This window comes from Spirillospora sp. NPDC048824 (assembly GCF_043198455.1).
In the GTDB taxonomy this organism is placed as follows: Bacteria; Actinomycetota; Actinomycetes; order Streptosporangiales; family Streptosporangiaceae; genus Spirillospora.
The window spans coordinates 40,281-65,539 of record NZ_JBICUS010000027.1 but is presented as its reverse complement, the minus strand read 5'-3'; the positions used below and the strand labels follow the sequence as shown (position 1 = coordinate 65,539).

Here is a 25,259-nt window from a genome sequence, read left to right as displayed (position 1 = left end):
ACCGCCGCATGTTCTGCGGCGACTCCATGTTCTCCCAGGTCAGCGCCATGATCGTGAGGCGTGCGATTTCCGTGCGGAAGATCGGCGATCACGGGGGCGGCCGGCGGCCCGGCCGCCCGGTCTCACGGGCGGGGCGGGGCGACGACGACGGTTCCGGTGGCGGTCACCGCAACGATCGGGTCCGGCAGGACCTCGGCGGCCGATTCACCCTTGTCCGGGCGGCCCCGGCACACCACCCGGGCCTCGAACTCCATGACGCGGCTGCGGGTTCCGGCGCGCGCGAGCACGGCGGTGGTCTCCAGGACGTCGCCCGCCCGGACCGGGGCGCGGAACTGCACGTCGGAGTAGGACGCGAACAGTCCCTCGTCACCGTCGGTGCGGACGCACAGCTCCGTCGCCGCGTCCCCGAACAGCCCGAGCACGTAGGCGCCGTCGACCAGGTCGCCCGCGTAGTGGGCGTGGGAGTAGGGGATGTAGCGGCGGTGCGTGACCGCCAGTCCCTCGCGCGGGTCGCTCATCACTCGTCCTCCGGGTCGTCGTCGCCCGGCGCGGTCCCGCCGGGAAGCAGGGCGTGCACGAGGTAGGCGGCGACCTCGGCGGGCGTGGTGCCCCTGCCGAAGATCCGGTCGACGCCGAGGTCGGCCTCGGTGACGGTGTCGAACCTGGGGCCGCCGACGACCAGCAGGGGCCGTCCCATGCCGCCGGCGACGGCGGTGGGGTATTCGGAGTGGAACGCGGCGGCCATCTGCTTGGTGTTGTGCAGGTGCGCGTTGCGCTGGGTGACGACCTGCGACACCAGGACCGCGTCGGCGTCCTCGGCCTTGGCGCGCTCGACCAGTTCGGCCACGGTGACCTGGGCGCCCATGTTGACCACGTGGATCTCGCGGTAGTACTCCAGGCCCTTCTCCCCCGCGTACCCCTTGACGTTGAGGATCGCGTCGATGCCGACGGTGTGGGCGTCGGTGCCGATGCAGGCGCCGACGACCACCAGCCGCCGGTTCAGCGCGCCGCGGATCGCCAGGTTCACCTCCTGAGCGGTCAGCAGCGGGTAGGCGCGTTCCTCGGGGACGGGGATGGAGGCGTAGTCGACGAGGTGCCGCACCTTCCCGTACACGATGAAGAAGGTGAAGTCGGGACCCATCGGCTTGGCGTGCACGACGCTGGCCTGGTCCAGGCCCATCTTCCCGGCGAGCTGCAGCGCGGCGGCGTCTGCGCGTTTGCCGGACGGGACCGGGAGCGTGAACGACATCTGCACCATCCCGTCCCCGGTGGTGTCGCCGTAGGGGCGGATGACCTGCCGGGTGTCGGCGGGCTCGGCCGGGGTCTGCGTACCGGTCCCGGGGCTCTCGACCGTCATGCGGGCACCTCCTGCTCGGCTGCGTCGGCGGTGGGGCGGCCGGCGTGCGGGTCTTCGGAGTCGAGGATCTCGATGGCGGGGTTGACGTAGCCGTCGGCGCGGGGGACGACGCCGTCCAGGCCCTTGCCGCCGTCGGGAGGGCGGCGGGTGACGCCGAAGGTGCCCTCGGCGATGGCGGTGAGCAGGCCGTCGTCGCTGACGCGCTCCAGCAGCTCCACCGACTCCGACAGGACCCGCTCGGCGCGCTGGACGAGCATGCCGCCGGGGCGGGGCACGAAGTCCTCGGCGAGGCCGCCGCAGGCGTCGCGGACGTAGCGGACGTTCTCCAGCGCCAGGTCGCGGTCCGACAGCCAGGGGGTGTGGATGCCCTCGGTCATCATCCCGATCAGGATGATCGACTGCCCGGTCATGACGCCGGCGAGGTTGAAGAACGCGTCCAGCAGGTAGCCGGCGAAGATGTTGCCGGTCATGTGCTTGGTCGGCGGCATGTACTTCAGCGGCGCGCCGGGGAACAGCTCCCGGACGAGCTGGGCGTGCGCGAGTTCCAGCCGGAACGACTCGGGGATCGCCGGGTTGATCTCGAAGGCGTGGCCGAGGCCGAGCTGGGCGTCGGTGAGGCCCGCCTCGTGCCCGAACCTCTCGTTCAGCAGCTGGCTGACGATCACGGTGTGCGCGGCGTCGACCGCGTCGGCGGTGGTGAGGTAGTTGTCCTCGCCGGTGTTGATCATGATGCCGGCGCGGGCGTGGATCTGCCGGGAGAAGCGCTGGTCGATGAACGTCCGGCGGGGGTTGATGTCGCGGAAGATGATCCCGTACATGCAGTCGTTCAGCATCATGTCCAGGCGCTCCAGCCCGGCGAGCGTCGCGATCTCCGGCATGCACAGCCCGGACGCGTAGTTCGTCAGCCGCACGTACCGGCCGAGCTCGCGGGACACCTCGTCCAGCGCGGACCGCATCAGCCGGAAGTTCTCCCGCGTCGCGTAGGTGCCGGCGTACCCCTCGCGGGTGGCGCCCTCGGGGACGAAGTCCAGCAGCGACTGGCCGGTGGAGCGGATCACCGCGACGACGTCGGCGCCCTCCCGCGCGGCGGCCTGCGCCTGGGGGATGTCCTCGTAGATGTCGCCGGTCGCCACGATCAGGTAGACCAGCGGCTTCGGCGCGTCTCCCGCGTCGGGCGGGGGCAGTTCGGCCAGCAGCCGGTCCCGTTCGGCGCGGCGGCGGTCGATGCGGCCGATCCCGCCGCGGGCCGCCTCCCCGGCGGCCTTGCGGGCGTGGGCGGCGTCGGTTCCCGACGGCAGCCGGAACGACACGCGGCCCCGGGCGGCGGCCTGCGCGAGGTCGCCGAGGGAGCCGTGCGGGCCGTTCAGCAGTGCGTCCCAGACCGGCAGCGCCACGCCGTGCTCCAGGCCGACCTGGTCGCGGACGGCGTCGGCGAGGTGGTTGGCCCAGGGGCGTCCGCCGTCGTCGGCGCCGGTGAGGCCGGCCAGCCGAAGCAGGGCGCGCTCAACGGAGACGGTGGTGTGGGAGCGTGCCATGTCGATGATGGGCTCTGCGGCCCGGGCGGCCAGCCGCCGGGCGGTGCGCACCACCTCCGGGTCGAGGCCCAGTTTTCCCTGCGGCGCCATTGCCGTCTCCCCTCACGCAGCCGCCCCTCTCAGGCCGGTTCCATCAATCGTCCTTCGTACCAGGTCATCTACAGGAGATCTTCCGGCATTCATACCGTATTTCACAAGAACTGGCAGTACATCCCCTCGGGCCGCCTCCGGTGTACAGGCCCATCTTCCCTGGCCGGGCCGGTCACCTCACCTCCAGGTGATGCCCAGGCCGAACCCGCCGGTAGCGACGATCCGTGAAACTACACTCACCACCGGTGATGACCGGGCCGCCGCACGGCCGCCCGGGCCGGAGGCACGGCACGTCCAGCGGGGGCTCGCGAGGACGCCGGTCTCGCCCGCGGTCCCGAACGGAGGCTCATGGAGAACGGACGGCTCAGCGCCCGCGGCCGGGGCGGACCGCGGCGCATCGCGGGAGGTGGCTGAGCGTGCGCCGCCGCCTCGTCCTGCCCGCCGCCCTCGCCGGCGTGTTCGCCTTCCCGCCCTGCGCGCTCGCCGACCCCGCGCCGGCGCCCCGGGTCAGCGTGTGCATCGAAGTGCGGATCGGGGCGGACGCCGGGCCCGCCGCCGGCGCCTGCGAGCGCGCGGCCACGGCGCCGCCCGCGGCGGCGCCACCACCGCCCGAAAGCCCGCCGAGGCCGCCGTCCCAGGAAGGGCCCACCGATCCGCCGCCGCCCGGGACACCGGCCCCGGACGCCCCGCCCGCCGAGCCGCGCCCGGCGCCCGCCGCGGCGGCGGGCGGGGCGTCCGGCCCCGCTCCCCCGCCGCCGCCCCGGACGCGGCCGGCCCCGCCGGAGCAGGCGGCGCCGGGGCGGACCACGCCGGGTGAGGCGCCCGCGGCTCCGCGGGCGGTGCGGGCGCACCGGCCGGCCGAGCGCCGCGACCCGCTGAGCACCTCACTGGTCCTGGTGATCATCGCGGTCGTCGTCAGCGCGGGCACCGCCATCGCCTTCGCCCGCTGACGATCATCCCGGAGTCCCCCACAATCGGGGCATGACGACATCGCGGCTCAACGAGGCCGAAGAACGGCTGTGGGAGGCCTTCCCCCGCGGCGAATGGGTCGACCTGCGCACGGGCGATCCCGGCCGGGACGATGTCGCCACCGCTCCGCAGTGGGACGACGACCGCACGGTCCGCGCCGAGGTGATCGCCGCGCTGCTGCTCGGCGCGGTCCCGCCGGACCCGGGCAGGCGCCCCGGGGTCCGGTTGCGCGGCGCCCGGGTCCGGGGACGCCTCGACCTCATGGGCGCCGAGATCCCCTGCGCGCTGGTGTGCGAGTACTGCCACTTCGACGAGCCGGTCCGGCTGGTCGAGGCGACCGTCCGGACGGTGCGGCTGGTGCGCTCGTCCCTGCACAGCCTCAACGCGGCGCGGATGGGCATGGACGGCATCCTCAACCTGCATCTCAGCACCGTCCGGGCCGGGATCAGGCTCGACCGCGCCAGGATCAACGGGGAGGTCTCGCTGCGCGGCGCCCGGATCGGCCCGGACGCGGACGGCGTCGCCACCGCCGCCGACGGCCTGGTCGTGGACGGCGATGTCGAGGCAAACGAGGGGTTCCGCGCCGACGGGCCCTTCCTGCTGCGCGGCGGCCGCGTGGAAGGACGGCTCAACCTGAACAACGCCACGATCATGGGCGCGGCCCACTCCTCGAAGGGCCTGTCGCTCAGCCGCACCATGATCGGCGGCGGCCTGCACGCCACCGCGCTGACCGTCCACGGCGAGACCGCGCTGCGCAGCACACGGGTCCACGCCGAGGTCCTGCTCGACGCGGCGGCCCTGCGCAACCCCGGCGGCGTGGCCCTGGGCGCGGGCGGCCTCACGGTCGAGGGCCCGTTCTTCGCGCGGCGCGGATTCCGGGCCGAGGGCGAGATGCGCATGCCCGGCGCGCAGATCCGCACGTTCCTCACCATCGACGGCGCCTCCCTGTCCGCGCCGGACGGCGTCGCGCTGTGGGCCGACCAGGTCACCGTCAACGACATCGACGCCACGGACCTGACCGTGGCGGGCGGACGGGTCAGCCTCGTCGGCGCGCGGGTCGGCAACGACCTCACGCTGACCGGGGCGACCCTCGACGCCGGCCGCGGCGCCCGGCGCGACGGCGAGAGGATCGCGCTGGTCGCCGACAACATCACCGTCGGCGGCACCTTCGACTGCGAGCGGCTGCGGGCCCGCGGCGAGGTCCGCGCCGTCGTCGGCCGCATCGCCGGACGCCTCAGGCTGACCGACGCCCGCCTCGAGAAACCCGGCGGCCGCACCTGCCTGCGGCTGTCCCGGGCCGAGATCGCCGCCGACCTGTTCTGCACGGGCCTGCACGCCACCGGAAAGGTCAGGCTGTCGGGCACCAGGGTCGGCGCCCAGGTCGACCTGACCGGTGCCCGCCTCGCCGGCCCCGGCGGCATCGCCCTGGACGCCCCCACCCTGCAGGCGGGCGAACTCATTCTGCGGCCGTCCGAACCCGTCCAAGGCGAGGTCGTCCTGTCACACGCCCGCGTCGGAGTCCTCCGCGACGACCCGCGGACATGGGCGCAGTCGGTTTCACTGGACGGCTTCACCTACGAGAGCCTGGAACCGCGCCTGCCCGCCCGCGAGCGGCTGCGCTGGCTGGCCCTCGCCCCGGACGGCCACCAGCCCCAGCCCTACGAGCGGCTGGCCGCCCACTACACCGCCCTGGGGCAGCCGGCCGAGGCACGCCGCGTCCTGCTGGCCAAGGAACGCCTCGCCCACCGCGCCGGCACCCCCGCCGGCCGGGTCTGGGGCCTGCTGCAGGAGGCCACGGTCGCCTACGGCTACCAGCCCTGGCGCGCGGTGCTGTGGCTGGCCCTGCTGGTGACGGCGGGCGGCCTGGTGTACGGCGCGCACCCGCCGCAGCCCCTCAAGGCGGACGAGGCCCCGCACTTCAACCCCGTCGTCTACACCCTCGACCTGCTTCTCCCCCTGGTCGACCTGGGACAGCAGCGCGCCTTCGACCCGGCGGGCGGCCACCAGTGGTTCTCCTACGCGCTGGTGGCCGCGGGCTGGATCCTGGTGACGGTGATCGCCGCCGCCGTGGCCCGCGTCCTGTCCCGCCGCTGACGCGCCTCCCCCGGCGTCGGCCGGAGGCGCTACCTGCGGCCGACGCCGCCGAACATCAGGAACCGCTCGGGCTTGTCGTCGACCTCGCCGTCCGGACGCCACACCGGCACGTACACCAGGCCGGGGTCGAGCAGGTCCCAGCCGTCGAAGAACCGCAGGATCTCGGCGTGCGAGCGGGCCACGGCCGGTGAGGTCGCGCGGTCGTACAGCTTGCCGATCGCCGCGGTCTTGCCCGGCTCCGCCTCGTGGGTGAGGTGGGAGATCACCAGGTGGCTGCCGGGGGCGGCGGCGTCGCGCAGCGCCGCGACGATCGACTCCGGCTCCTCCTCGGGCTTGACCAGGTGCAGCGCCGCGACGAGCAGGAACGCCACCGGCCGGGAGAGGTCGATCAGGCCGGTCACGCCGTCGCCGGCGAGGATGTCCCCGGGACGGCGCATGTCGGCCTGGATCACCGTGGCGCGGTCGTTGCCCGCCAGGATGGTGCGGCTGTGCGCCACGGCGACGTCGTCGTTGTCGACGTACACCACGCGCGCGTCGGGGTTCACGTCCTGCGCGACCTCGTGCACGTTCCCCTGGGTCGGGATGCCGGACCCGATGTCGACGAACTGGTCGACCCCCGATTCGGCGGCCACGCGGACCGCGCGGCGCAGGAACGCCCGGTTCGCCCGCGCCAGCTCCCGCGCCTGCGGTTCGACCCGCAGCAGCCCCGTCGCCAGATCACGATCGGACGCGAAATTGTGGTCTCCGCCGAGCAGGAAGTCGTAGACCCGTGCAACGCTTGGTCTCCGGCTGTCGACTTCGGGTGGTATCCACTCGGAGTCCATGAATCGTCTCCCTTTGACCGAGGGGTGCCGTGCGGGGCGGAATCAGCCTAACGCGGGCACCGTCCGGCGGCCCCGATGAACGCGACAGTGAAGGATCGATGTCCGAACAACCCGCGACCCCGGTGACCGTCCTGCTGACCCCGGAAGGCCGTGTCGCCGGATGGGGGGAGGGCGCCGCCCGCCTGTTCGGCCGCACCGCGGGAGAGGCGGTCGGCGCGGCGCTCACCGACCTGCTCGGCCGGCCGGCGGCCGCCGAGCCGCTGACGGCCGCGCTCAAGGCCGCCGCGGAGGGCCGGCGCTGGACCGGGGTGCTGCCGCTGTCGGACGCGGGCATGTCGGCCTCCTGCGACCCGATGGACGGCGCGGACGGGGTCGCCGCCGTCGCGCTGACCGTGGCGCCGCCGTGGGCCGGCGGGCTGGAGCTGCTGAGCGAGGCGGGCCGCCGCATCGGCTCCACCCTGGACCTGCACCGCACCGCCCGCGAGGTCGTCGCCGTCGCCGTCCCCCGGTTCGCCGACGCCGGCGCCGTCTACGTCCTGGAGCGGCTCCTCGCCGACGACGACCGGCCCGCCGCGGAGGCCGGCGGATCCGCGGTCGTGCGGCGCCTGGCGGTGTCCTTCGCCGGCGACGATCCCGGCGGCTGGTCCCGCGAGTTCCCCGTCAACGAGGTCATCGTCTACCCGCCGTCGACCCCCTACGCCCGCTGCCTGGCGACCGGCCGCATGGTCGAGTTCGGCGGCGACGCGATCCAGGAGACCCTCGCCCACCGCACCGGCCGCCTCATCGACGGCCTCCTCGACCACGTCTCGCTGCTGGCGGTGCCGCTGGTCGCGCGGGGGCGCACGCTCGGGTTCGCGGTGTTCAGCCGCAAACGCGGCAGGCTGCCGTTCGCCTCCGCCGACGCCGCGCTGGCCGCCGAACTCGCCGCACGCGCCGCGACGTGCATCGACAACGCCCGCCAGTACCGGCGCGAGCACAGCACCGCGACGGCGCTGAAGGCCGGGCTGCTGCCCGCCGCCGTCGCCGTCCCGCCCGGCCTGGAGATCGCGCACCGCTACCTGCCGGCCCGCAGCGGCGTCGGCGGCGACTGGTACGACGTGGTACCGCTGACCGGCGACCGGATCGCCGTCGTGATCGGCGACTCGGTCGGCCACGGCGTCACCGCGGCAGCGGCGATGGGGCAGCTGCGGGTAGCCGCGCACACCCTGGCGGGCTGCGAGTTCCCGCCCGGGGAGGTGCTGGAGCGGCTCGACCAGATCGCCCAGGGCCTGGACGCCGCGCAGTTCGCCACATGCCTGTGCCTGGTCTGCGACCCGGCGACGCTGCGCTGCGAGGTGGCGTGCGCCGGCCATCCGCCGCCGCTGCTGGCGCTGCCCGACGGGACGGCGCGGCACTTCACCGTCCCGGACGGGCTGCCGCTCGGGGTGTCGGACGAGGCGCACCCACCCGTGTACGGGCAGGCGCCCGCGGCGATCCCGCCGGGCGCCACCCTCGCCCTCTACACCGACGGCCTGGTCGAGAGCCGGATGCGCAACGTGGACGAGGGCATCGCCCGGCTGGCGTCCGCCCTGGTCGCCTCGCAGTCCGCGGACCTGGAGGAGACCGCCGACGGCGTCCTGGCCCTGCTGTCCGACCAGCAGGGCCACGACGACATAGCCCTCCTCCTGATCCGCCCCGCCCCGCGATGAACCGGGCGGCCCGCGCCTACAGGCCCGGGATCTGGTGGTTGCGGAAGGCGTCCACGAAGTACGTGTGGTCGTCGCGGACGATCTCGGCGTACTGGGTGGCGAACGCGACCATGGCCTCGACGAACGGGGACTCGTCGGCGCCGATCACCGCGTTGATGGCGTCCTCGACCTGGAAGTCGACCAGGGAGTGGTCGGAGTCGGAGTCGGACACGCAGTGGACCTTGGCGGTGGCGCGGCCCAAGTCGTCCAGGACCGACAGCATCTCCTCCGGCTCGGTGAGGCCGCTCCAGTCCAGGTCCTCCTCGTAGGGGGACAGTTCCTGGACGACGTAGCCGACGCCGTCGATCTGGGTGTGGCCCAGCCACGGGTCGCTGTTGGCCTGCAGCGCGCGGCGCGAAACCGCGGTGCGGTGCCCGTGGTGCTGGAAGTACTCGCGGATGCGGGCGTCGTCGACGACGCGGCTGGGGGCGGCGACGTTGCCCTGCTTCATCGACAGGACGACGTCGTTCTCCAGGGCCTGGGTGTTGCCCTCCACCAGGATGTTGTAGGCCGACAGGCCCGCCGAGCCGATGCCGAACCCCGACGCGCCGACGATGTCCTTGACCTGGTAGGTCAAGCTGCCGAAGCGCTTCTCGGTCGGGATGGTCGCCAGGTACTCCAGGTAGGCGGCCTCGACCTTGGCGCGCTCCGCGTCGTCCAGGCGGCGGACGCCGGACCGGTCGCGGAACCGCCGCTCGGGCCCATCGACCTCGGTCATGCCCTCCAGCAGGCCGATCCGGGTACCGCCCATCGCGGCGACCAGCACGTCCCGGATGTACCCGCCGGTGGTGTCGAGCGTCAGCGCGAACTTCTCGTCGCCCTGGTGCGCGGCGAACTTGCGGACCTGGTCGACGTAGGCGTGCACGTAGGTCTCGATGAGCCGGCGGATGTCGGCGTCGGAGATCGCCTTCTGCCACGCCAGCAGCGCCAGGCTCGCGACGAGCCGCTTGACGTCCCAGGTGAAGTGGCCGACGTAGGCCTCGTCGTAGTCGTTGACGTCGAAGACGAACACGCCGTCGTCGTTCATGTAGGTGCCGAAGTTCTGCGCGTGCAGGTCGCCCTGGATCCACACGCGGCCGGTGCGCTCGTCGGCCCACGGGTCGTCGTCGCCGGCGACGTCGGCGTAGAACAGGCAGGCGCTGCCGCGGTAGAACGCGAACGGGTCGGAGGCCATCTTGCGGAAGCGGCGGCGGAACTCGGCGGGGCTGCGCTCCATCAGGTCCGAGAACGCGTCGACCAGGACGTCGACGATCTGCGCCTGACGCTCCTTGGGGTCCCGCCCGCGCAGGTCCTCGGTGATGCTCGCCATGCTCGGCTCTCCCTCGATGATCGGGTGGTCCCCGCCGCTGCCGGGGCTTTTCCCGGTCATTGTGCCGAATCGTGCCCCGTCCTGGCGGTGAACAACGCGCGAACCGCCGGTTCGGACCGCACCAGGTCCAGCGCGGCCTCGGCGTGCCCGGGGACGTAGCCGTTCCCGATGAGCATCGTGACGTCGGCGGCGAGGCCCTCGGCGCCGAGCGCGGCGGCCGGGAACGACGTCGCCATCGAGAAGAACACGACGGTCCCGCCGGGCGCGGTCGCCAGGATCGCGCCGTGCTCGCAGCCCGGCACGTCCACGCAGACGACGGTGACGTCGGCGGGCCCGCCGTGGGCGCCCTCGATCGCCGCGGCGACGGCGACGGGGTCGCGGGCGTCGGCGCGGACGACGGCGTCGGCGAGGCCGGTGGCGGCCAGCCGCTTCTCCTCCTGCGCGGTGGGCACCAGCCCGATCACGCGGGACGCGCCGGCGCGGCGGGCCGCGGCCAGCGACAGCGACCCGCTCTTCCCGGCGGCGCCGAGCACCGCCACGGCGGGGGCGTCCTCGCGGGAGGCGACGCGGGAGGCGACGACGCGGTGGGTGAGGGCCGGGGCGCCGCACACGTCCATGACGGCGAGGGCCAGCGGGACGGGCAGGTCCCCCGGCAGCACCGCGGCGATCGACCGGGCGAACAGGATGGCGTGCCCCTGCGCGGGGACCTGCTCCGACAGCCCGTCCCAGCCGGCCAGCCCGTCGGTGATCGCCAGCGGGGTGAGCGTCAGCGACACGAGCGTCGCGACGCGGTCGCCCGGTTCCAGCCCGAGCGGCGACTCCGGGCCGGCCTCCTCGACGAGGCCGACGAGCATGCCGCCCGACCCGGTCACGGGGTTGTGCATCTTGCCCCGTGCGCCGACGATCCGCAGCACCTCGGCGCGGATCGCGTCCGGGTCGCCGCCGTGCGCGGTGTGCAGCTGCCGGTAGGACGCCGCGTCCAGATTGAGCCGCTCGACCCCGATGCGGACCTCGTCCGGCCGGATCCGCGGGTCGGCGTCCAGCCGCCGCGCGGCCTGCGGCAGTACGCCCGCGGGCTCCAGCACCCGGTGCAGTCCCACCGCCGTGCCGGTGCCGCCGCCGTCGCTCATCGCCGTCCCTTCCTCTCCCTGAAACCCGATGGTCTGACGCAAGATATAGCGGGTACCACTGGTTCTAGCGAAATTCTTCCCGTAATGTCGGCTCTATACAAGAGTTTTATGCGATCAATGAGGCCAGAGCGATGAGGCGAGGAGGCGGTCGACGATGACCACTGCCCTGCACCCGGACCAGGACGCGGCCGTCCTCTCCGAAGCGACCGCACACCAGCCGTACGCCTACCGGCGGCGCCCCCTGGAGGAACCCGACTGGCGGCGGCTGCCCGGCTGGCGCGACGTCACGCGGGACGAGTGGGAATCGGCGCAGTGGCAGCGCGCCCACTGCGTGAAGAACCTGCGGCAGCTCCGCCGGGTCATGGGCGGCCTGCTGGACGAGTCGTTCTACGCCGACCTGGAACGCGACCAGGCCGAGCGCGCGACGATGTCGATGCTGCTGCCGCCCCAGATGCTCAACACGATGGACTCCTCCTCCACCGAGGCGTTCCACGCCGACCCGGTGCGGCGGTACATGCTCCCCGTCTTCAGCGACCGGCGCACCGACTGGCCGTCCCACCCCCACGCCACCCGCGACTCGCTGCACGAGGCCGAGATGTGGGCGGTCGAGGGCCTCACCCACCGCTACCCCACCAAGGTCCTCGCCGAACTGCTGCCGACGTGCCCGCAGTACTGCGGGCACTGCACCCGCATGGACCTGGTCGGCAACTCCACCCCGAACGTCGACAAGCACAAGTTCACGATCAAGCCGCCGGACCGGCTCGGCGCCATGCTCGACTACCTGCGCCGCACCCCCGGCGTCCGCGACGTCGTCGTCTCCGGGGGCGACGTCGCCAACATGCCGTGGGCGCGGCTGGAGTCGTTCGTCGACGCGCTGCTCGACATCGACAACATCCGCGACATCCGCCTGGCCAGCAAGGCGCTCATGGGACTGCCGCAGCACTGGCTGCAGGACGACGTCCGCGCCGGCATGGAACGGCTCGCCGCCAAGGCGCACGAGCGGGGCGCGCAGATCGCGATCCACACCCACGTCAACGCCGCCCAGTCGGTCACGCCGCTGGTGGCGAAGGCGGCCCGCGCGATGCTCGACACCGGCATCCGCGACGTCCGCAACCAGGGCGTGCTGCTGCGCGGGGTCAACGACTCCCCCGCCGCGCTGCTCGACCTGTCGTTCGCGCTGCTCGACGAGGCCGGGATCATGCCGTACTACCTCTACATGTGCGACATGATCCCCTACAGCGAGCACTGGCGGCTGGCGGTTTGGGAGGCACAGGAACTGCAGCACGCCATCATGGGCTACCTGCCCGGCTTCGCCACCCCGCGGATCGTGTGCGACGTCCCCTACGTGGGCAAGCGCTGGGTGCACCAGCTCGCCGCCTACGACCGCGAGCGCGGCGTCTCCTACTGGACGAAGAACTACCGCACCGCGCTGGAGACGTCCGACCCGGACGCGCTGACCAGGCGGTACGAGTACCACGACCCGATCTACACGCTGCCGGAGCGCGGCCGTGAGTGGTGGCGGGAGCAGTCGGAGGCCGCGTGAGTCCCGCGGGTCTCGTGACCCGCCCCGGCGCCTTTACGTTGTAGATCAGGAATGGGGCCGATTATCCTCGTGCGGGTGACATCCGACCCGACCGCCCGGTTCCCCGCCGGCGCGGCCGTCACCGCGGCCGACCTGGAGGACGACCCGCACCCGCATCTCGCGCGGCTGCGGGCGCGCGAGCCCGTCTCCTGGATCCCGGCGCTGGACGGCTGGCTGGTGACCTCCCGCGCCCTGGCGCTGCGGGTGATGCGCGACGCCGGCGCGTTCACCGTCGACGACCCGCGCTTCTCCACCGCACAGGTCGTCGGGCCGAGCATGCTGTCGCTGGACGGGCCCGCCCACAGCCGGCACCGCGACGCGTTCGCGCGTCCCTTCCGGCCCGCCCCGACCCGCGAGCGGTTCACCGCGTTCGTGGAGGCCGAGGCCGGCCGGCTCGTCGCCGCCCTCGCGCCCGCGGGCCGGGCCGAGCTGCGCGGTGAGCTGGCCGGGCCGCTGGCCGTCGCCGTCGTCACCGAGGCGCTCGGCCTGGACGGGGTGGACGCCGCGGCCGTCCGGTCCTGGTACGGCGCGTTCGTCGAGGCCGTGTCCGCGATCACCGCGGGCGGCGCCGCCCCGGCGCGCTCGGACGAGGCGTACCGGCTGCTCGGCGCGGCCGTCGAGGAGGCGATCACCGCGTCGCGTCCCGGGTCGCTGCTCGCCGAGGCGGCCCGGGACGAGGCGGGTCTGGCCACCGCCGAGGTCGTCGCGAACGCGGCGATCCTGATGTTCGGCGGCATCGACACCACCGAAGGCATGATCGCCAACGCCGTCCTGCACCTGCTCGGGCATCCCGACCAGCTCCGGCTCGTCCTGGGCGACCGGGGCCTGCTGCCCGCCGCGATCGAGGAGTCGCTGCGGCTGGAGCCGTCGGCGTCGGTCGTGGACCGCTACGCCACCCGCGACACCGGACTCGGCGGCACGGCCGTGCGCGCGGGCGACCTCGTCCGCGTGTCGATCGCCGGGGCCAACCGCGACCCGGCCGTATTCGACGAACCGGACCGCTTCGACGTGCGGCGGCACAACGCCGCCGAGCACCTGGCGTTCGCGCACGGCCCGCACTTCTGCTTCGGCGCCCACCTGGCCCGCCTGGAGGCCCGCACGGCCCTCGCCGAACTGCTGGACCGGCTTCCGGGGCTGCGGCTCGACCCGTCCCGCCCCGCGCGGCCGCGCGGGCTCGTGTTCCGCAAGCCGCCACGCCTGGACGTCCGCTGGGACATCTGACGGCCGGTTCCGGACCGTTCCAAATGCGCCTCTGACCTCGCCTTTATGGGAGCATCTCCGAATGGACGTCGAACGCCGGGTCACACTGCGCTTCGCTGAAGAGAGCCGCGAAGCCGAGACGCACACCAACCTGTCCGCCGTACGCCAGGACGGCCGCTGCCTCTGGGTCGCGGGCGACGAGACGGCGACCATCGAGCGGCTGACCGCCGTCGTCGGCGAGGACGGGCGGGTCACCGGCTACGACGGGCATGTCACCGTGAACCTCGCCGACCTCGTCCCGCTGCCGGCCGGCCCCGACGAGGAGGCCGACATCGAGGGCCTGGCCCGCGGCAACGGCTGGCTGTGGGCGATCGGGTCGCACAGCCTCAAGCGCAAGAAGGTCAAGCCGGGGCAGAGCGGCGCCAAGTCCCGCAAGCGGCTGGCCACCGTCGTGCGCGAGGACAACCGGTTCATCCTGGCCCGCCTCCCCCTGGTCACCGGCGAGGACGGGCTGCCCGAGGTCGTCCGCGAGGACGGGGGCCGCACCGCGGCCGTGCTCGGCCTGCGCAAGGACTCCATCACCGACCTTCTGGAGGACGACCCGCACCTGGCGCCGTTCCTGTCGATCCCGAGCAAGGACAACGGCATCGACATCGAGGGCGTCGCCGCCCACGGGGACCGCCTCTACATCGGCCTGCGGGGGCCGGTGCTGCGCGGGTGGGCCGTCCTCATCGAGATCCGCCCCGGCACCGACCCGAAGGACCCGCAGCGGCTGCGGCTGCTCCCCGTCGGCGACGACGACGCCCTGTACCACACCCACTTCATGGACCTCGGCGGCCTCGGCATCCGGGACCTGTGCCCCCACGGCGACGACCTGCTCGTCCTCACCGGGCCGAGCATGGACCTGGACGGGCCCGTGCGGGTCATGCGGTGGCGCGGCGCGGCCAAGGCCGACGCGCCCGAGATCGTCACGTCGGACGACCTCGAACTGCTGGGCGAACTCCCCTACGGCGACGGCGACGACCACGCCGAGGGCATCGCCGTCCTGGACGAGCCGGACGCCCCGGGGCTCGGCATCCTGGTCGTCTACGACAGCCCGTCCCCCGCCCGGCTGACCGAGGACGGCGGCGTCGTCGCCGACGTGGTGCGCCTCGGCGGCTGACGCCCGCCGCCCCCCACCCGAATAAGCGCTCGCTTGCGCATTCTGCTTGGATGGGTCCGGTATCCGGCAGGAAGGCAAGACGAGCATGATCGAGTGGTCCGACGAAGACCTGATGATCCGGGACGCGGTGCGCGGCTGGATCGACGCCGAGGTCCGGCCGAACCTGGACGCGCTGGAGTCGGGCGACCTACCGCCGTACGACCTGCTCCGCGGGCTCTACAAGACGTTCGGCATGGACGAGATGGCCCGCGCGTCCTTCCGCGCCCGCCAGGACAGGGAGCGGGGGGACGCGGCGGGCGGCGCGGACGGGGACGGTGACCGGCCCGGCGGCGGCAACGCGGCGATGTCCATGCTGCCGGTCATCGAGCTGTGCAAGGTCGCGCCCGGCCTGGTGTCGGCGATGGGCGTCAGCTTCGGCCTCGCCGCCGGGACGATCATGAAGCGCGGGACCCCCGAGCAGCGCGAGCGCTGGGCCCTGGACCTGCTGACCCTGGAGAAGGTCGGCGCCTGGGCCATCACCGAGACCGGCTCCGGCTCCGACGCGTTCGGCGGCATGCAGGCCACCGCGAAGAAGGTCGGCGACGAGTACGTCCTCAACGGCAGCAAGACCTTCATCACCAACGGCCCCTACGCCGACACGATCGTCTTCTACTGCAAACTCGACGACGGGCGGGACGCCCGCGACCGCGACATCCTCACCTTCGTCCTCGACCGGGGCATGGAGGGCCTGGACCAGAGCAGGCCGCTGCGCAAGATGGGGCTGCACTCCTCCCCCACCGGCGAGCTGTTCCTCAACGACGTCCGCGCGGGCGCCGACCGGCTCCTGACGTCCGGCTCCGGCAGCGGCAAGGAGTCCGCCAAGCAGAACTTCGTCACCGAGCGCGCCGGCGTCACGGCGATGGCGCTCGGCGTCATCGAGGAGTGCCTGAAGCTGTCGGTCGAGTACGCCAAGACCCGCGAGCTGTGGGGGCAGCGGATCGGCGACTTCCAGCTCATCCAGCTGAAGCTGGCGAAGATGGAGGTCGCGCGGCTCAACGTCCAGAACCTGGTGTTCCGGCACATCGAGATGCAGCGCGCCGGCCGCACCCCCACCCTCGCCGAGGCCTCCGCGATGAAGCTGTACTCCGCGCAGGCCGCCAGCGAGGTCGCGCAGGAGGCCGTGCAGCTGTTCGGCGGCAACGGCTACATGAGCGAGTACCGCGTGGAGCAGCTCGCCCGCGACGCCAAGTCGTTCCAGATCTACGCCGGCACCGACGAGATCCAGATCACCCACATCGCCCGCGACCTCCTGTCGTCCTGACCGAACCGCCGTCCTGATCGAAGTGTCCGCGAACTTTCGCGGACGGCCCGCCGTCGAAAAGGTGGGGGGCGGGTGAGGGCGATCACCCGTCCCCTGCCGAAGTCCTTTTCTGGACAAGCCGACGATGGGGACTGGATACTCACAGCTATGGACGGTCAGCCCTCATTCCCGGTGAGAGCGTCCGACACGGAACGGGATCGGGTTCTGCGGGTCCTCGGCGACCGCGTGGCCGAGGGCCGGATGTCGAACGAGACGTTCGAACGCCGCGTCGACCAGGTGCTCCAGGCCCGCAACCGGGCCGAGCTGGCCGACATCGTTCACGACCTGCCGCCGCCCGGCCGGGTCGTCCGCCGCCTGACCGGCATCATCTCCTCGGTGTCGCAGGTGACGGCGCGGGTCGAGGCGGCCTGGCGGGCGCCGCGGCTGCCGCGGTTCATGCTGCCGCCAGGCGACCTCAAACGCATCGTGGTCGGCCGCGCACCCGGCTGCCAGTTCATCCTCACCGACCTGACCGTCTCCCGCTTCCACGCCGAGATCTACCGGGCCGACGAGGGCTGGATGATCTCCGACCTGGGGTCGATGAACGGCACCCGGGTCAACGGGTGGCGCCTCACCGGCCCGGCCCGGGTCCGGCCCGGCGACGAGGTCGGCTTCGGCAACTCCAGCTTCATCGCGACCGCGCCCTGAGCAGGCCGCCCGGTCAGAGCGGCGGGCGGCGCGACTCCCAGGGGGTGCTGAGCACGACCGTCGTCCGCGTCGCGACGTTCGCGGCGGCGCGGATCTTCTGCAGCAGGTCCTCCAGCTCGTTCGGCGACCCGACCCGCACCTTGAGGATGTAGCTCTCCTCCCCCGCCACCGAGTGGCACGCCTCGATCGCCTGCAGATGGGCGAGCCGGTCGGGCGCGTCGTCGGGCGCGGCCGGATCGATCGGCTTGATCGAGACGAACGCGGTCAGCGGCAGCCCGATCTGGCGGCTGTCCAGCTGCGCCGCGAACCCCGTGATGACTCCGCGCTTCTGCAGCCGCCGGACGCGCTGGTGCACGGCCGACACCGACAGGCCGGTCTCCTTCGCCAGGTCGGTGAAACTCATCCGCCCGTCGCCGGCCAGCAGCGCCATGATCTGACGATCGATCTCCTCCACGCGGGAAATCTAGCGTGCCCGGGCCGGTTTCCGGGACCCTTTCCGCGGTGCTATCGGCGCGCGGTGCGCAGCGGGCCGCAGCTGCCGCGGACGACGAGCTCGGTCGGCAGCAGGAGCGGCCCTCCCCTGCCCCGCCGGGCGGGCTCGCGCAGCAGCATCTCGCAGGCCCGGTAGCCGATGTCGCGGCCGGGGCGGGCGACGGCGGTCAGCGGCGGGTCGCACAGCTCCGCCCACGCGACGTCGTCGACCATCGCGATCGACACGTCGGCGGGGACCCGCAGGTCCAGCTCGCGGGCGACCAGGACGGCGGCCTCGCCGAGCAGGTGCCCGGCGGCGAGGACGGCGGTGACGTCGTCGCGGCGCTGCAGCAGGCCGGCGGCGGCCGCGTAGGCGGCGTCGCTGGCCGGGCGGGCGGCGACGACCAGGTCCTCCTCCACGGGCACGCCGAGCTGGGCGAGGGTGGCGCGGAACGCGTCCTCCCGCACGCGCGACGGGCTGCCGGGGGCGGCGCCGAGGAAGCCGATGCGGCGGTGCCCGAGCCCGGTGAGGTACTCGGTGACCGACCGCACGCCGCCGGCGTCGTCGGCGAGGACGGCGGGGATCTCCGGCAGCCCCGGCAGGGCGCGGCCCGCGAAGACGACGCTGGAGCACACGCGGGCGGCGCCGCGCCAGTCGGCCTCGGTGCCGGCGGGCAGCGCGATGACGCCGTCGACGCGCTGCCCGACGAGCCGTTCGACGATCTCGGCCTCGCGGGCCGGGTCGCCGTCCGCGGCGTCCACGACGACGTGCTCGCCGAGCGTGCGGGCGCAGGCGAGCACGCCGGCGGTCAGCTCGGCGCAGAACGGGTCGGTGACGTCCGGGACGATCAGGCCGATGCCGCCGCTGCGGCGCAGCTTGAGGCCGCGGCCGAGGGCGCTCGGGCGGTAGTCGAGGTCGCGGGCCGCTGCCAGGACGCGTTCGCGGGTGGCGGCGCTGACCGAGCCGGTGCCGGAGAACACCCGCGACACGGTGGCGATGCCGACGCCCGCCGACGCCGCCACATCCTTGATCGTCGCCGGCCGCCGCGTCATCCGGTCACGCCCCCTCCGCCTCCCGGGTTTTCGATCACCTTCTCACGGACTCCTCTCCCCTGGAAACGATTCCATGATGTTTACTCCGATAAGTGCAACATAACCCCTGTTTGCCGGGGGATAATGGAAACGTTTCCATGAAGGGGATTCGATGGCCAAGATCGTTCTGGACCGGGTCGACAAGGTGTACTCCGGCGGCGTCAAAGCCGTGGACGCCCTTGACCTCGAGATCCGCGACGGCGAGTTCATGGTGCTGGTCGGCCCGTCCGGCTGCGGCAAGTCCACCGCGCTGCGGATGATCGCGGGCCTGGAGGAGATCAGCGGCGGGAAGATCTCCATCGGCGAGCAGGTCGTCAACGACCTCGCGCCCAAGGACCGCGACATCGCGATGGTCTTCCAGAACTACGCCCTGTACCCGCACATGACCGTCGAGCAGAACCTGGCGTTCGGCCTCAAGCTGCGCGGCACCCCGAAGGCGGAGATCAAGCAGAAGGTCCGCGACGCCGCGAAGATGCTCGGGCTGGAGCAGTACCTGGCGCGCAAGCCCGCCGCCCTGTCGGGCGGCCAGCGGCAGCGCGTCGCGATGGGCCGCGCGATCGTCCGCCAGCCGCAGGCGTTCCTGATGGACGAGCCGCTGTCCAACCTGGACGCCAAGCTCCGCGTGTCCATGCGCGCCTCGCTCAGCCAGCTGCACGAGCGGCTCGGCGTCACCACCGTGTACGTCACCCACGACCAGGTCGAGGCCATGACGCTCGGCTCGCGCGTCTGCGTGCTGCGCGACGGCAGGCTGCAGCAGGTCGACACCCCGCAGCGGCTCTTCGACAACCCCGTCAACCTGTTCGTGGCGGGCTTCATCGGCTCCCCCGCGATGAACTTCGTCACCGCCGACCTGGCCACCGGCGACGGCGGCGCCCAGGTCTCCTTCGCCGGGTACACGCTGCCGGTCCCGGCCTCGGTGCTCAACGACCGGCCCGGCCTGCAGAACTACCTCGGCCGCCAGGTCATCCTCGGCATCCGCCCCTCGGACTTCGAGGACGCCGCGCACGCCAAGCCCGAGTGGGCGCCGATGGCGGTCCGCAGCAGCGTCACCGAGGAGCTGGGCAGCGAGATCAACGTCATCTTCACCATCGACGCCCCGCCGGTCGAGCACAAGGACACCGCCGACCTGGCCTCCGACGCCGCCGAGGGCGAGGAGGACATGACGATCCCGCTGATCGACGACAAGGCGCTGTGGACCGCCCGGGTCAACTCCCGCTCGCACGTCCGCCCGGGACAGCACGTCGACCTCGCCGTCGACACCCGCCGGCTGCACTTCTTCGACCCGTCCAGCGGCCTGGCCGTCGGGCACCCGGACGCCCTGCGGCACGGCGCGCAGGACCCGGCGTCCCTGCGCAAGTCCGGCTGATCGTCCCCCGCCGGACGACGGTGCCCACGGCCTGCGCAGGCCGTGGGCACCGTCCCTTTCCGTACCGTCCTGAAGAGCGTCCTCACTTCACCGAGCCGGCGAGCACGCCCTGCACGAAGTAGCGCTGGAAGGCGAAGAACACCGCCAGCGGGACGATCAGGGACAGGAACGCGCCGGGCGCCAGGATGTCGATGTTGCCGGTGAACTGCCGCATCTGCGACTGCAGCCACTTGGTCATCGGCTGCGCCTCGGTGTCGGCGAACACCAGCGCGACCAGCAGGTCGTTCCACACCCACAGGAACTGGAAGATGCCGAGCGAGGCGATCGCCGGGCCGCCCAGCGGGAAGATCACCCGCCGGAAGATCGTCCACTCCGAGCCGCCGTCCATCCGCGCCGCCTCCAGCAGATCCCGGGGGATCGCCGCGAAGAAGTTGCGCAGCAGGAAGATCGCGAACGGAAGCCCGAACGCGACGTGGAACAGCACCACGCCCGTGACGGACCCGAACATCTGGAACCCGCCGAACTCGATCTTCCCGTACAGCTTGGCGACCGGGATCAGCGCCACCTGGACGGGCACCACCAGCAGCGCCACCACCACCAGGAACAGCCAGTCCCGCCCGGGGAACTCCATCCACGCGAACGCGTAGGCCGCCAGCGAGGCGATCGCCACCACCAGCAGCGTCGCCGGGACGGTGATCAGCACGGTGTTCCAGAACGAGTCGACGAAGTCGGCCTTGTCCAGCAGCGACTGGTACGACCCGACGGTCAGCTGCGCCGGCTCGGTGAACACGTTCCACCAGCCGCCTGCGGCGTTGTCCTCGTTGGAGCGCAGTGACGCCACCAGCAGCCCGAGCGTCGGGACCAGCCAGAACAGCGCGATCAGGACCAGCACGACCTGCGCCGCGCCGCCGCCGACACGGCCGACGATGCGGGCGGCCAGGCCCCGCCGCGGCGCCCCCGACGCGCCGTTGTCGCCGCCGGCCCCGGACGGCACCTTGGCGGCCTTCTCCGCGGTGCTCATTTGCGCTCCTGCCGAATTCGCCGGACGTTGAACAGCATGGCGGGCGCCACCAGCACGAACAGCAGCACGGCGATGGCGCTGCCGGCGCCCTGGTCGTTGCCGCCGCCGAACGACTCGATCCACATCTCCAGTGCCAGCACGCTGGCGTTCGGATCGCCGCCGCCGATGATGTACACCAGGTCGAACACCTTCAGCACGTTGATGGTCAGCGTCACCACCACCACCATCAGGACGGGCGCCAGCAGCGGGATCGTCACCCGCCGGAACACCTGCCATTCGGTGGCGCCGTCCACGCGGGCCGCCTCCAGCGCGTCACGCGGGATGGCGGCCAGCCCGGCGGCGATCAGCACCATCGCGAACCCGGCCCACACCCACAGGTACGAGCCGATGATCGCGGGCGTGATCAGGGTGCCGCCGAGCCATTCCGCGCCCCGGTAGGCGGCGGTGAAGTTGTCGGCGGGCAGCCGGATCGTGTACGTCCCGTCCGGCACCTTCGTCATCGTGAACGTGCCGTCGGCGCCGGTGGTGGCGGTGGCGACCACCGTGCCGTCCCGCACCGCCTCGACCTTGACGCCGGGCAGCCCGCTCTCGCCCGCGTTGGGGGTGTTGGGCTGCCCGCCGCCGCCCTTGGTGAAGTCGAACCACACCGTCCCGCTCAGCTGCCCCGCCTTGGCGGGCGGCGGCTGAGCGGCCGGCTCGGCGTCCTTCGGCAGGTACTCCGGCTTGACCTTCACCAGCGGGACGAGCGCGCTCTGCCCCGCGGAGTAGGAGTTCACCGTGACGACGCCGCCGGCCTCCGCGCGGACCGGCTGGTCGCCGCCGCGCGGGCCGGCGCCCGGGTAGCTCGTGTCCTTCGCGAACGTGTCGTGGACGGCGACCATCGCCGCGTTCGCGATGCCCTTGTCGGGGTCCTGCTGGTACACCAGCCGGAAGATCACGCCGGAGGCGAGGAACGAGATCGCCATCGGCATGAACACCACGAGCTTGAACATCGTCGACCACCGGATCCGCTCGGTGAGGACGGCGAACAGCAGGCCGATGATGGTGACCAGCGTCGGCGCCACCACGACCCAGATGGCGGTGTTGCGGACCGCGATGACGTTGTCGCGCCCCTGGAAGACCCCGGTGTAGTTGTCCGCGCCGACGAACGTGTCGCCCGAGGCGTCGAACACACTGCGGATCACCGAATAGACGATCGGGTAGACCACGAGGAACCCGAGCAGCACCAGCGCCGGCAGCAGGAACATCAGCGCCAGCCACGACGGCGGGGTCAGCCGCTCGCGTCCCCGGCGCTCTCGGGGCGGGGCGGGGGCGGGTTCGGCGACGGCGGCGGCGCCGCCGGCCGTCACGGCCGGCGGCACCCCCTCATCTTTCGGAGCCTTCATCCAGGGTTCCCTACTTGTACGCCTCGGCGGCCTCGGCCTCCAGCTTCTCCTGGGTGCCCTTGACGTCCGTCGGGTTCTGCACGAACTTGCGCAGCGCCTCCCACTCGCCGTCGCCGGGGGTCGCGCCGAACGCGGCGGGCGCGAGGTCGGACATGTCGTAGCGGGCGGCCTCGCCGGACTTCTGCAGCTGAGCGATCAGCTCCTTGGCGATCGGGTCGGAGTAGGCGTCCGGCGGGACGTTCTTGTTCGGCGTCAGGTAGCCGCCGAGCCCGGCCCAGACCTTGCCGGCCTCCGGTGAGGCGAGGAACTTCATCAGCTCCTGCGCGCCCTTGCCGTCCTTCAGCGCGACGGCGGTGTCGCCGCCGAGGATCGCCGGGGCGGTGTCGCCGGCCTTGGGGAAGGCGAACACCTTGGCGTCGGTGCCGACCTTGGAGTCGGTGGTGGCGATGTTGGCGGCGGCGAAGTCGCCGCCGTAGACCATGGCGGCCTTGTCCTGGCCGAACACCTGCGTGACCGACTCGTCGAACTTGGTCTTGGTCGCGGTCGCGACACCGCCGTTGAGGAAGTCGGGCTTGCCCCAGATCTCGGCGAGCGTCTCCAGCGCCTTGCCGACCGTCGGGTCGGTCCACTTGATCTCGTGCTTGGCCAGCTTGTCGTAGTTCTCCGGCCCGGCCTGCGAGAGGTAGACGTTCTCGAACCAGTCGGTCAGCGTCCAGGAGTCCTGCGGCCCGGCGGCCAGCGTGAACGGCGTGGTGCCCGAGTTCTGCAGGGTGGTCGAGCTCTTCACCAGCTCGTCCCACGTCGCCGGCGGCTGCACGCCCGCGTCGGAGAACGTCTGCGGCCGGTACCACAGGATCGACTTGTAGGCGGCCTTGATCATCACGCCGTAGGCCTTGCCGTCGGCGGAGCCGAGCTCCTTCCAGTACGGCGCGAAGTTCTTGTCGATCTCCGCCACCACGTCCGCTCCGAGGGGCTTGAGCGACCCCTTCTCGGCGTACTGGCGCATCAGGCCCGGCTGCGGCAGGATCGCCACGTCCGGCGGGTTCCCGGCCGAGATGCGCGGGCCGAGGAACGCGTCGGTGTTCTCACCGGTGGAGGCGTAGTTGACCTTCGCCCCGGTCTTCTTCTCGAACGCCTGCAGCACCTTGCGGAAGTTCTCTTCCTCGGGGCCGGTCCATTTGGCCGCGACCTCGATCGTGGTGCCCTTGAGCGCCCCGTCGCCGGCGGGCGTCGACCCGTCGTCGCCGCCGTCGTCGCCACCGCACGCGGCGGCCGATGACAGGAGCATTCCCGCCGCGACGGCGGCTCCCATCATCCGCTTCCCGTATCCGGCGGAGCCGGGCCGGGGGGTGCGGGGGGTCGTCCCCCCGCGAGCGAAGCTGACCCTCATTCTTCATCCTCCCTGGATGGCCCGGCGTCGTCCGATCCCCAGATCGACGCGCCGGACTCGATATCGAAGAAGTGCAGGCGACCGGTGTCGACTCGGATCGTCACCGGGTCGCCGACCTTCACGCGGGTGCGCGGGCTGAACCGCGCGACCAGATCCGTGCGCGGGGCCTCCAGCTTCCCCAGCACGTCGGTGCCCGCGTCGCGGGCGAGCTCCTTGGTGTCCTCGGTGACGACCTGGGACGCCTCGATCGCGAAGTGGACGAGCACGTCCGAGCCCATCGCCTCCACCAGGTCCGCGGTGGAGGTCAGCGTGTGCCCCTCCGGGGCGTCCACGAGCTCGGAGTCCTCCATGTCCTCGGGGCGTATTCCGACGGCGACGTCGCCCCCGAGGTGCGACGCCAGGTCCGGGCGCTCGGTCAGCACCCGTGCCGGAAGCGTCAGGGTCGTATCGCCGATCCGGAGGCGCGGGTTCTCCGCGTCCCCCGTCAGCGTGCCCCGCAGCAGGTTCATGGCGGGTGAGCCGATGAACCCGGCGACGAACAGGTTCGCCGGCCTGTCGTAGAGCTCCTGGGGCGGTGCGACCTGCTGCAGCTCGCCCTTCTTCATCACCGCGACCCGGTCGCCGAGCGTCATCGCCTCGGTCTGGTCGTGGGTGACGTAGATGGTGGTGACCGCCAGGTCGCGCTGGATCCTGGCGATCTCGGCGCGCATCTGGACGCGGAGCTTGGCGTCCAGGTTGGACAGCGGCTCGTCCATCAGGAACGCCTGCGGCTCGCGGACGATCGCGCGGCCCATCGCGACGCGCTGCCGCTGCCCGCCCGACAGGTTGCGGGGCTTGCGCGACAGGTGCTCGGTGAGGCCGAGGGTCTGCGCGGCGTGGTCGACCCGCTTCCTGATCTCGGCCTTCGGCAGCTTGCGCAGCGACAGCCCGAACCCGATGTTGTCGCGGACCGACAGGTGCGGGTAGAGGGCGTAGCTCTGGAACACCATCGCGACGTCGCGGTCCCGGGCCGGCACCCGGTTCACGACCCGGCCGCCGATCGTGACCTCGCCCTCGGAGATGTCCTCCAGCCCGGCGACCATCCGCAACGCGGTCGTCTTGCCGCAGCCCGATGGGCCGACCAGGACCAGGAACTCCCCGTCGGCGATGTGGAGGTTCAGGTCGGTCACGGCCCGCGTGCCGTCGGGATAGACCTTCCCGACGCTGGTCAGATCGACCTCTGCCACGGCGTCTCCTCTTCTTTACGGCACGGATTCCGCATCGCGGGACCTGTCCCGCGATGCGGAAGGAACATGGCTTACCCCCGCGTAACAATGAAGGTGGTACATGGCGGACGGGCCGCGCCGCAACACGCACGGCGCACGCTGACGCATTTGGTGCAGAGATCGTTACCGACCCGTATTTTCTGCGGATTTATGTTGTCCGAAACGCCGCGGGGGGGGGGGGGGGGGGACCCCCCCCCCCCCCCCCCCCCCCCCGCCCCCCCCCCCCGGCCCCCCCCCCCCCCCCCCCCCCGCCCCCCCGCCCCGCCCCCCCGCCCCCCGCCCCCCCACCCCGCCCACCCGCGC

General features: G+C 72.7%; 21 protein-coding genes. 9 read left to right on the top strand and 12 right to left on the bottom strand.

Features of this window, described 5'->3' with window-relative positions; translation table 11 throughout:
• Positions 1-122: 122 nt before the first annotated feature.
• From ACGFIS_RS34555 to ACGFIS_RS34545, 3 genes are read right to left on the bottom strand one after another with little or no spacing between them, the layout of a single operon-like run.
• On the bottom strand, positions 123-518 hold the full coding sequence (locus tag ACGFIS_RS34555; RefSeq protein ID WP_392904465.1) for a hotdog fold domain-containing protein: 396 nt from the start codon (positions 516-518) through the stop codon (positions 123-125).
• Positions 518-1,357, bottom strand: coding sequence for an OAM dimerization domain-containing protein (locus tag ACGFIS_RS34550; protein WP_392904467.1), 840 nt, complete (start codon positions 1,355-1,357; stop codon positions 518-520). Before ACGFIS_RS34550 ends, ACGFIS_RS34555 begins: the two co-directional genes overlap by 1 nt.
• On the bottom strand, positions 1,354-2,982 hold the full coding sequence (locus ACGFIS_RS34545; RefSeq protein WP_392904470.1) for a lysine 5,6-aminomutase subunit alpha: 1,629 nt from the start codon (positions 2,980-2,982) through the stop codon (positions 1,354-1,356). Before ACGFIS_RS34545 ends, ACGFIS_RS34550 begins: the two co-directional genes overlap by 4 nt.
• Positions 2,983-3,398: 416 nt before the next feature.
• On the opposite strand from ACGFIS_RS34545, the gene ACGFIS_RS34540 reads away from it, so the two are divergent.
• On the top strand, positions 3,399-3,932 hold the full coding sequence (locus ACGFIS_RS34540; protein WP_392973755.1) for a hypothetical protein: 534 nt from the start codon (positions 3,399-3,401) through the stop codon (positions 3,930-3,932).
• 31 nt (positions 3,933-3,963) lie between these two features.
• Positions 3,964-6,045 carry a hypothetical protein gene (locus ACGFIS_RS34535; RefSeq protein WP_392904474.1) on the top strand — a complete coding sequence of 694 codons (2,082 nt, stop codon included), beginning with the start codon at positions 3,964-3,966 and terminating at the stop codon, positions 6,043-6,045.
• 29 nt (positions 6,046-6,074) lie between these two features.
• Here the strand turns inward: ACGFIS_RS34535 and ACGFIS_RS34530 are convergent, their stop codons facing one another.
• Positions 6,075-6,869, bottom strand: a complete 795-nt coding sequence (locus ACGFIS_RS34530; protein ID WP_392904476.1) for an SAM-dependent methyltransferase — start codon at positions 6,867-6,869, stop codon at positions 6,075-6,077.
• A gap of 98 nt (positions 6,870-6,967) precedes the next feature.
• Between ACGFIS_RS34530 and ACGFIS_RS34525 the strand changes: the two genes are divergently transcribed.
• Complete coding sequence (locus ACGFIS_RS34525; protein WP_392973754.1) at positions 6,968-8,557, top strand: SpoIIE family protein phosphatase; 1,590 nt, start codon at positions 6,968-6,970, stop codon at positions 8,555-8,557.
• Between the two features lie 16 nt (positions 8,558-8,573).
• Here ACGFIS_RS34525 and ACGFIS_RS34520 read toward each other — a convergent pair whose 3' ends face one another.
• Both ACGFIS_RS34520 and ACGFIS_RS34515 read right to left on the bottom strand, forming a co-directional pair.
• Positions 8,574-9,905 (bottom strand): DUF2252 domain-containing protein, encoded by a 1,332-nt coding sequence (locus ACGFIS_RS34520; RefSeq protein WP_392905117.1) that lies wholly within the window; start codon positions 9,903-9,905, stop codon positions 8,574-8,576.
• Between the two features lie 56 nt (positions 9,906-9,961).
• Positions 9,962-11,035, bottom strand: coding sequence for an L-erythro-3,5-diaminohexanoate dehydrogenase (locus ACGFIS_RS34515; protein WP_392973753.1), 1,074 nt, complete (start codon positions 11,033-11,035; stop codon positions 9,962-9,964).
• A gap of 154 nt (positions 11,036-11,189) precedes the next feature.
• Here ACGFIS_RS34515 and ACGFIS_RS34510 point away from each other — a divergent pair, with 154 nt between their 5' ends.
• The 5 genes from ACGFIS_RS34510 (at position 11,190) to ACGFIS_RS34490 (ending at position 16,966) form a co-directional block, all read left to right on the top strand.
• Complete coding sequence (locus tag ACGFIS_RS34510; RefSeq protein WP_392904483.1) at positions 11,190-12,578, top strand: KamA family radical SAM protein; 1,389 nt, start codon at positions 11,190-11,192, stop codon at positions 12,576-12,578.
• Positions 12,579-12,653: 75 nt separating this feature from the next.
• Entirely contained in the window at positions 12,654-13,838 is a 1,185-nt protein-coding gene (locus ACGFIS_RS34505) for a cytochrome P450 (RefSeq protein WP_392904485.1), read from the top strand.
• A gap of 61 nt (positions 13,839-13,899) precedes the next feature.
• Positions 13,900-14,979, top strand: coding sequence for a DUF3616 domain-containing protein (locus tag ACGFIS_RS34500; protein ID WP_392973752.1), 1,080 nt, complete (start codon positions 13,900-13,902; stop codon positions 14,977-14,979).
• An 85-nt stretch (positions 14,980-15,064) separates the two neighbouring features.
• Positions 15,065-16,279: an acyl-CoA dehydrogenase family protein gene (locus ACGFIS_RS34495; protein ID WP_392904490.1), complete on the top strand. Its 1,215-nt coding sequence runs from the start codon at positions 15,065-15,067 to the stop codon at positions 16,277-16,279.
• Positions 16,280-16,426: 147 nt separating this feature from the next.
• Positions 16,427-16,966 carry an FHA domain-containing protein gene (locus ACGFIS_RS34490; RefSeq protein ID WP_392904493.1) on the top strand — a complete coding sequence of 180 codons (540 nt, stop codon included), beginning with the start codon at positions 16,427-16,429 and terminating at the stop codon, positions 16,964-16,966.
• A gap of 13 nt (positions 16,967-16,979) precedes the next feature.
• On the opposite strand, the gene ACGFIS_RS34485 is transcribed toward ACGFIS_RS34490, so the two are convergent.
• Both ACGFIS_RS34485 and ACGFIS_RS34480 read right to left on the bottom strand, forming a co-directional pair.
• The gene (locus tag ACGFIS_RS34485; protein ID WP_392904496.1) at positions 16,980-17,420 is read right to left on the bottom strand and encodes an Lrp/AsnC family transcriptional regulator; all 441 of its coding nucleotides are present in this window, start codon (positions 17,418-17,420) and stop codon (positions 16,980-16,982) included.
• A 50-nt stretch (positions 17,421-17,470) separates the two neighbouring features.
• Positions 17,471-18,490: a LacI family DNA-binding transcriptional regulator gene (locus tag ACGFIS_RS34480; RefSeq protein ID WP_392904499.1), complete on the bottom strand. Its 1,020-nt coding sequence runs from the start codon at positions 18,488-18,490 to the stop codon at positions 17,471-17,473.
• Between the two features lie 151 nt (positions 18,491-18,641).
• Between ACGFIS_RS34480 and ACGFIS_RS34475 the strand changes: the two genes are divergently transcribed.
• A complete protein-coding gene (locus ACGFIS_RS34475) occupies positions 18,642-19,895 on the top strand; it encodes an ABC transporter ATP-binding protein (protein WP_392904501.1) in 1,254 nt (417 codons plus the stop codon).
• 82 nt (positions 19,896-19,977) lie between these two features.
• Here the strand turns inward: ACGFIS_RS34475 and ACGFIS_RS34470 are convergent, their stop codons facing one another.
• From ACGFIS_RS34470 to ACGFIS_RS34455, 4 genes are all read right to left on the bottom strand, one after another.
• Positions 19,978-20,916: a carbohydrate ABC transporter permease gene (locus tag ACGFIS_RS34470; protein WP_392904504.1), complete on the bottom strand. Its 939-nt coding sequence runs from the start codon at positions 20,914-20,916 to the stop codon at positions 19,978-19,980.
• A complete protein-coding gene (locus ACGFIS_RS34465) occupies positions 20,913-22,301 on the bottom strand; it encodes an ABC transporter permease subunit (RefSeq protein WP_392904506.1) in 1,389 nt (462 codons plus the stop codon). Before ACGFIS_RS34465 ends, ACGFIS_RS34470 begins: the two co-directional genes overlap by 4 nt.
• 10 nt (positions 22,302-22,311) lie before the next feature.
• Positions 22,312-23,616 (bottom strand): ABC transporter substrate-binding protein, encoded by a 1,305-nt coding sequence (locus ACGFIS_RS34460; RefSeq protein ID WP_392905119.1) that lies wholly within the window; start codon positions 23,614-23,616, stop codon positions 22,312-22,314.
• A gap of 71 nt (positions 23,617-23,687) precedes the next feature.
• Positions 23,688-24,917, bottom strand: a complete 1,230-nt coding sequence (locus ACGFIS_RS34455; RefSeq protein ID WP_392904508.1) for an ABC transporter ATP-binding protein — start codon at positions 24,915-24,917, stop codon at positions 23,688-23,690.
• Positions 24,918-25,259 lie beyond the last annotated feature (342 nt).

Bases quoted from the DNA above. Each gene is read 5' to 3' on its own strand.
- ACGFIS_RS34460 (WP_392905119.1), bottom strand. From the start codon at position 23,616: ATGATGGGAGCCGCCGTCGCGGCGGGAATGCTCCTGTCATCGGCCGCC.
- ACGFIS_RS34475 (WP_392904501.1), top strand. From the start codon at position 18,642: ATGGCCAAGATCGTTCTGGACCGGGTCGACAAGGTGTACTCCGGCGGC.
- ACGFIS_RS34495 (WP_392904490.1), top strand. From the start codon at position 15,065: ATGATCGAGTGGTCCGACGAAGACCTGATGATCCGGGACGCGGTGCGC.
- ACGFIS_RS34525 (WP_392973754.1), top strand. From the start codon at position 6,968: ATGTCCGAACAACCCGCGACCCCGGTGACCGTCCTGCTGACCCCGGAA.
- ACGFIS_RS34535 (WP_392904474.1), top strand. From the start codon at position 3,964: ATGACGACATCGCGGCTCAACGAGGCCGAAGAACGGCTGTGGGAGGCC.
- ACGFIS_RS34520 (WP_392905117.1), bottom strand. From the start codon at position 9,905: ATGGCGAGCATCACCGAGGACCTGCGCGGGCGGGACCCCAAGGAGCGT.
- ACGFIS_RS34510 (WP_392904483.1), top strand. From the start codon at position 11,190: ATGACCACTGCCCTGCACCCGGACCAGGACGCGGCCGTCCTCTCCGAA.
- ACGFIS_RS34530 (WP_392904476.1), bottom strand. From the start codon at position 6,869: ATGGACTCCGAGTGGATACCACCCGAAGTCGACAGCCGGAGACCAAGC.
- ACGFIS_RS34480 (WP_392904499.1), bottom strand. From the start codon at position 18,490: ATGACGCGGCGGCCGGCGACGATCAAGGATGTGGCGGCGTCGGCGGGC.
- ACGFIS_RS34470 (WP_392904504.1), bottom strand. From the start codon at position 20,916: ATGAGCACCGCGGAGAAGGCCGCCAAGGTGCCGTCCGGGGCCGGCGGC.
- ACGFIS_RS34555 (WP_392904465.1), bottom strand. From the start codon at position 518: ATGAGCGACCCGCGCGAGGGACTGGCGGTCACGCACCGCCGCTACATC.
- ACGFIS_RS34550 (WP_392904467.1), bottom strand. From the start codon at position 1,357: ATGACGGTCGAGAGCCCCGGGACCGGTACGCAGACCCCGGCCGAGCCC.
- ACGFIS_RS34545 (WP_392904470.1), bottom strand. From the start codon at position 2,982: ATGGCGCCGCAGGGAAAACTGGGCCTCGACCCGGAGGTGGTGCGCACC.
- ACGFIS_RS34515 (WP_392973753.1), bottom strand. From the start codon at position 11,035: ATGAGCGACGGCGGCGGCACCGGCACGGCGGTGGGACTGCACCGGGTG.
- ACGFIS_RS34465 (WP_392904506.1), bottom strand. From the start codon at position 22,301: ATGAAGGCTCCGAAAGATGAGGGGGTGCCGCCGGCCGTGACGGCCGGC.
- ACGFIS_RS34500 (WP_392973752.1), top strand. From the start codon at position 13,900: ATGGACGTCGAACGCCGGGTCACACTGCGCTTCGCTGAAGAGAGCCGC.
- ACGFIS_RS34490 (WP_392904493.1), top strand. From the start codon at position 16,427: ATGGACGGTCAGCCCTCATTCCCGGTGAGAGCGTCCGACACGGAACGG.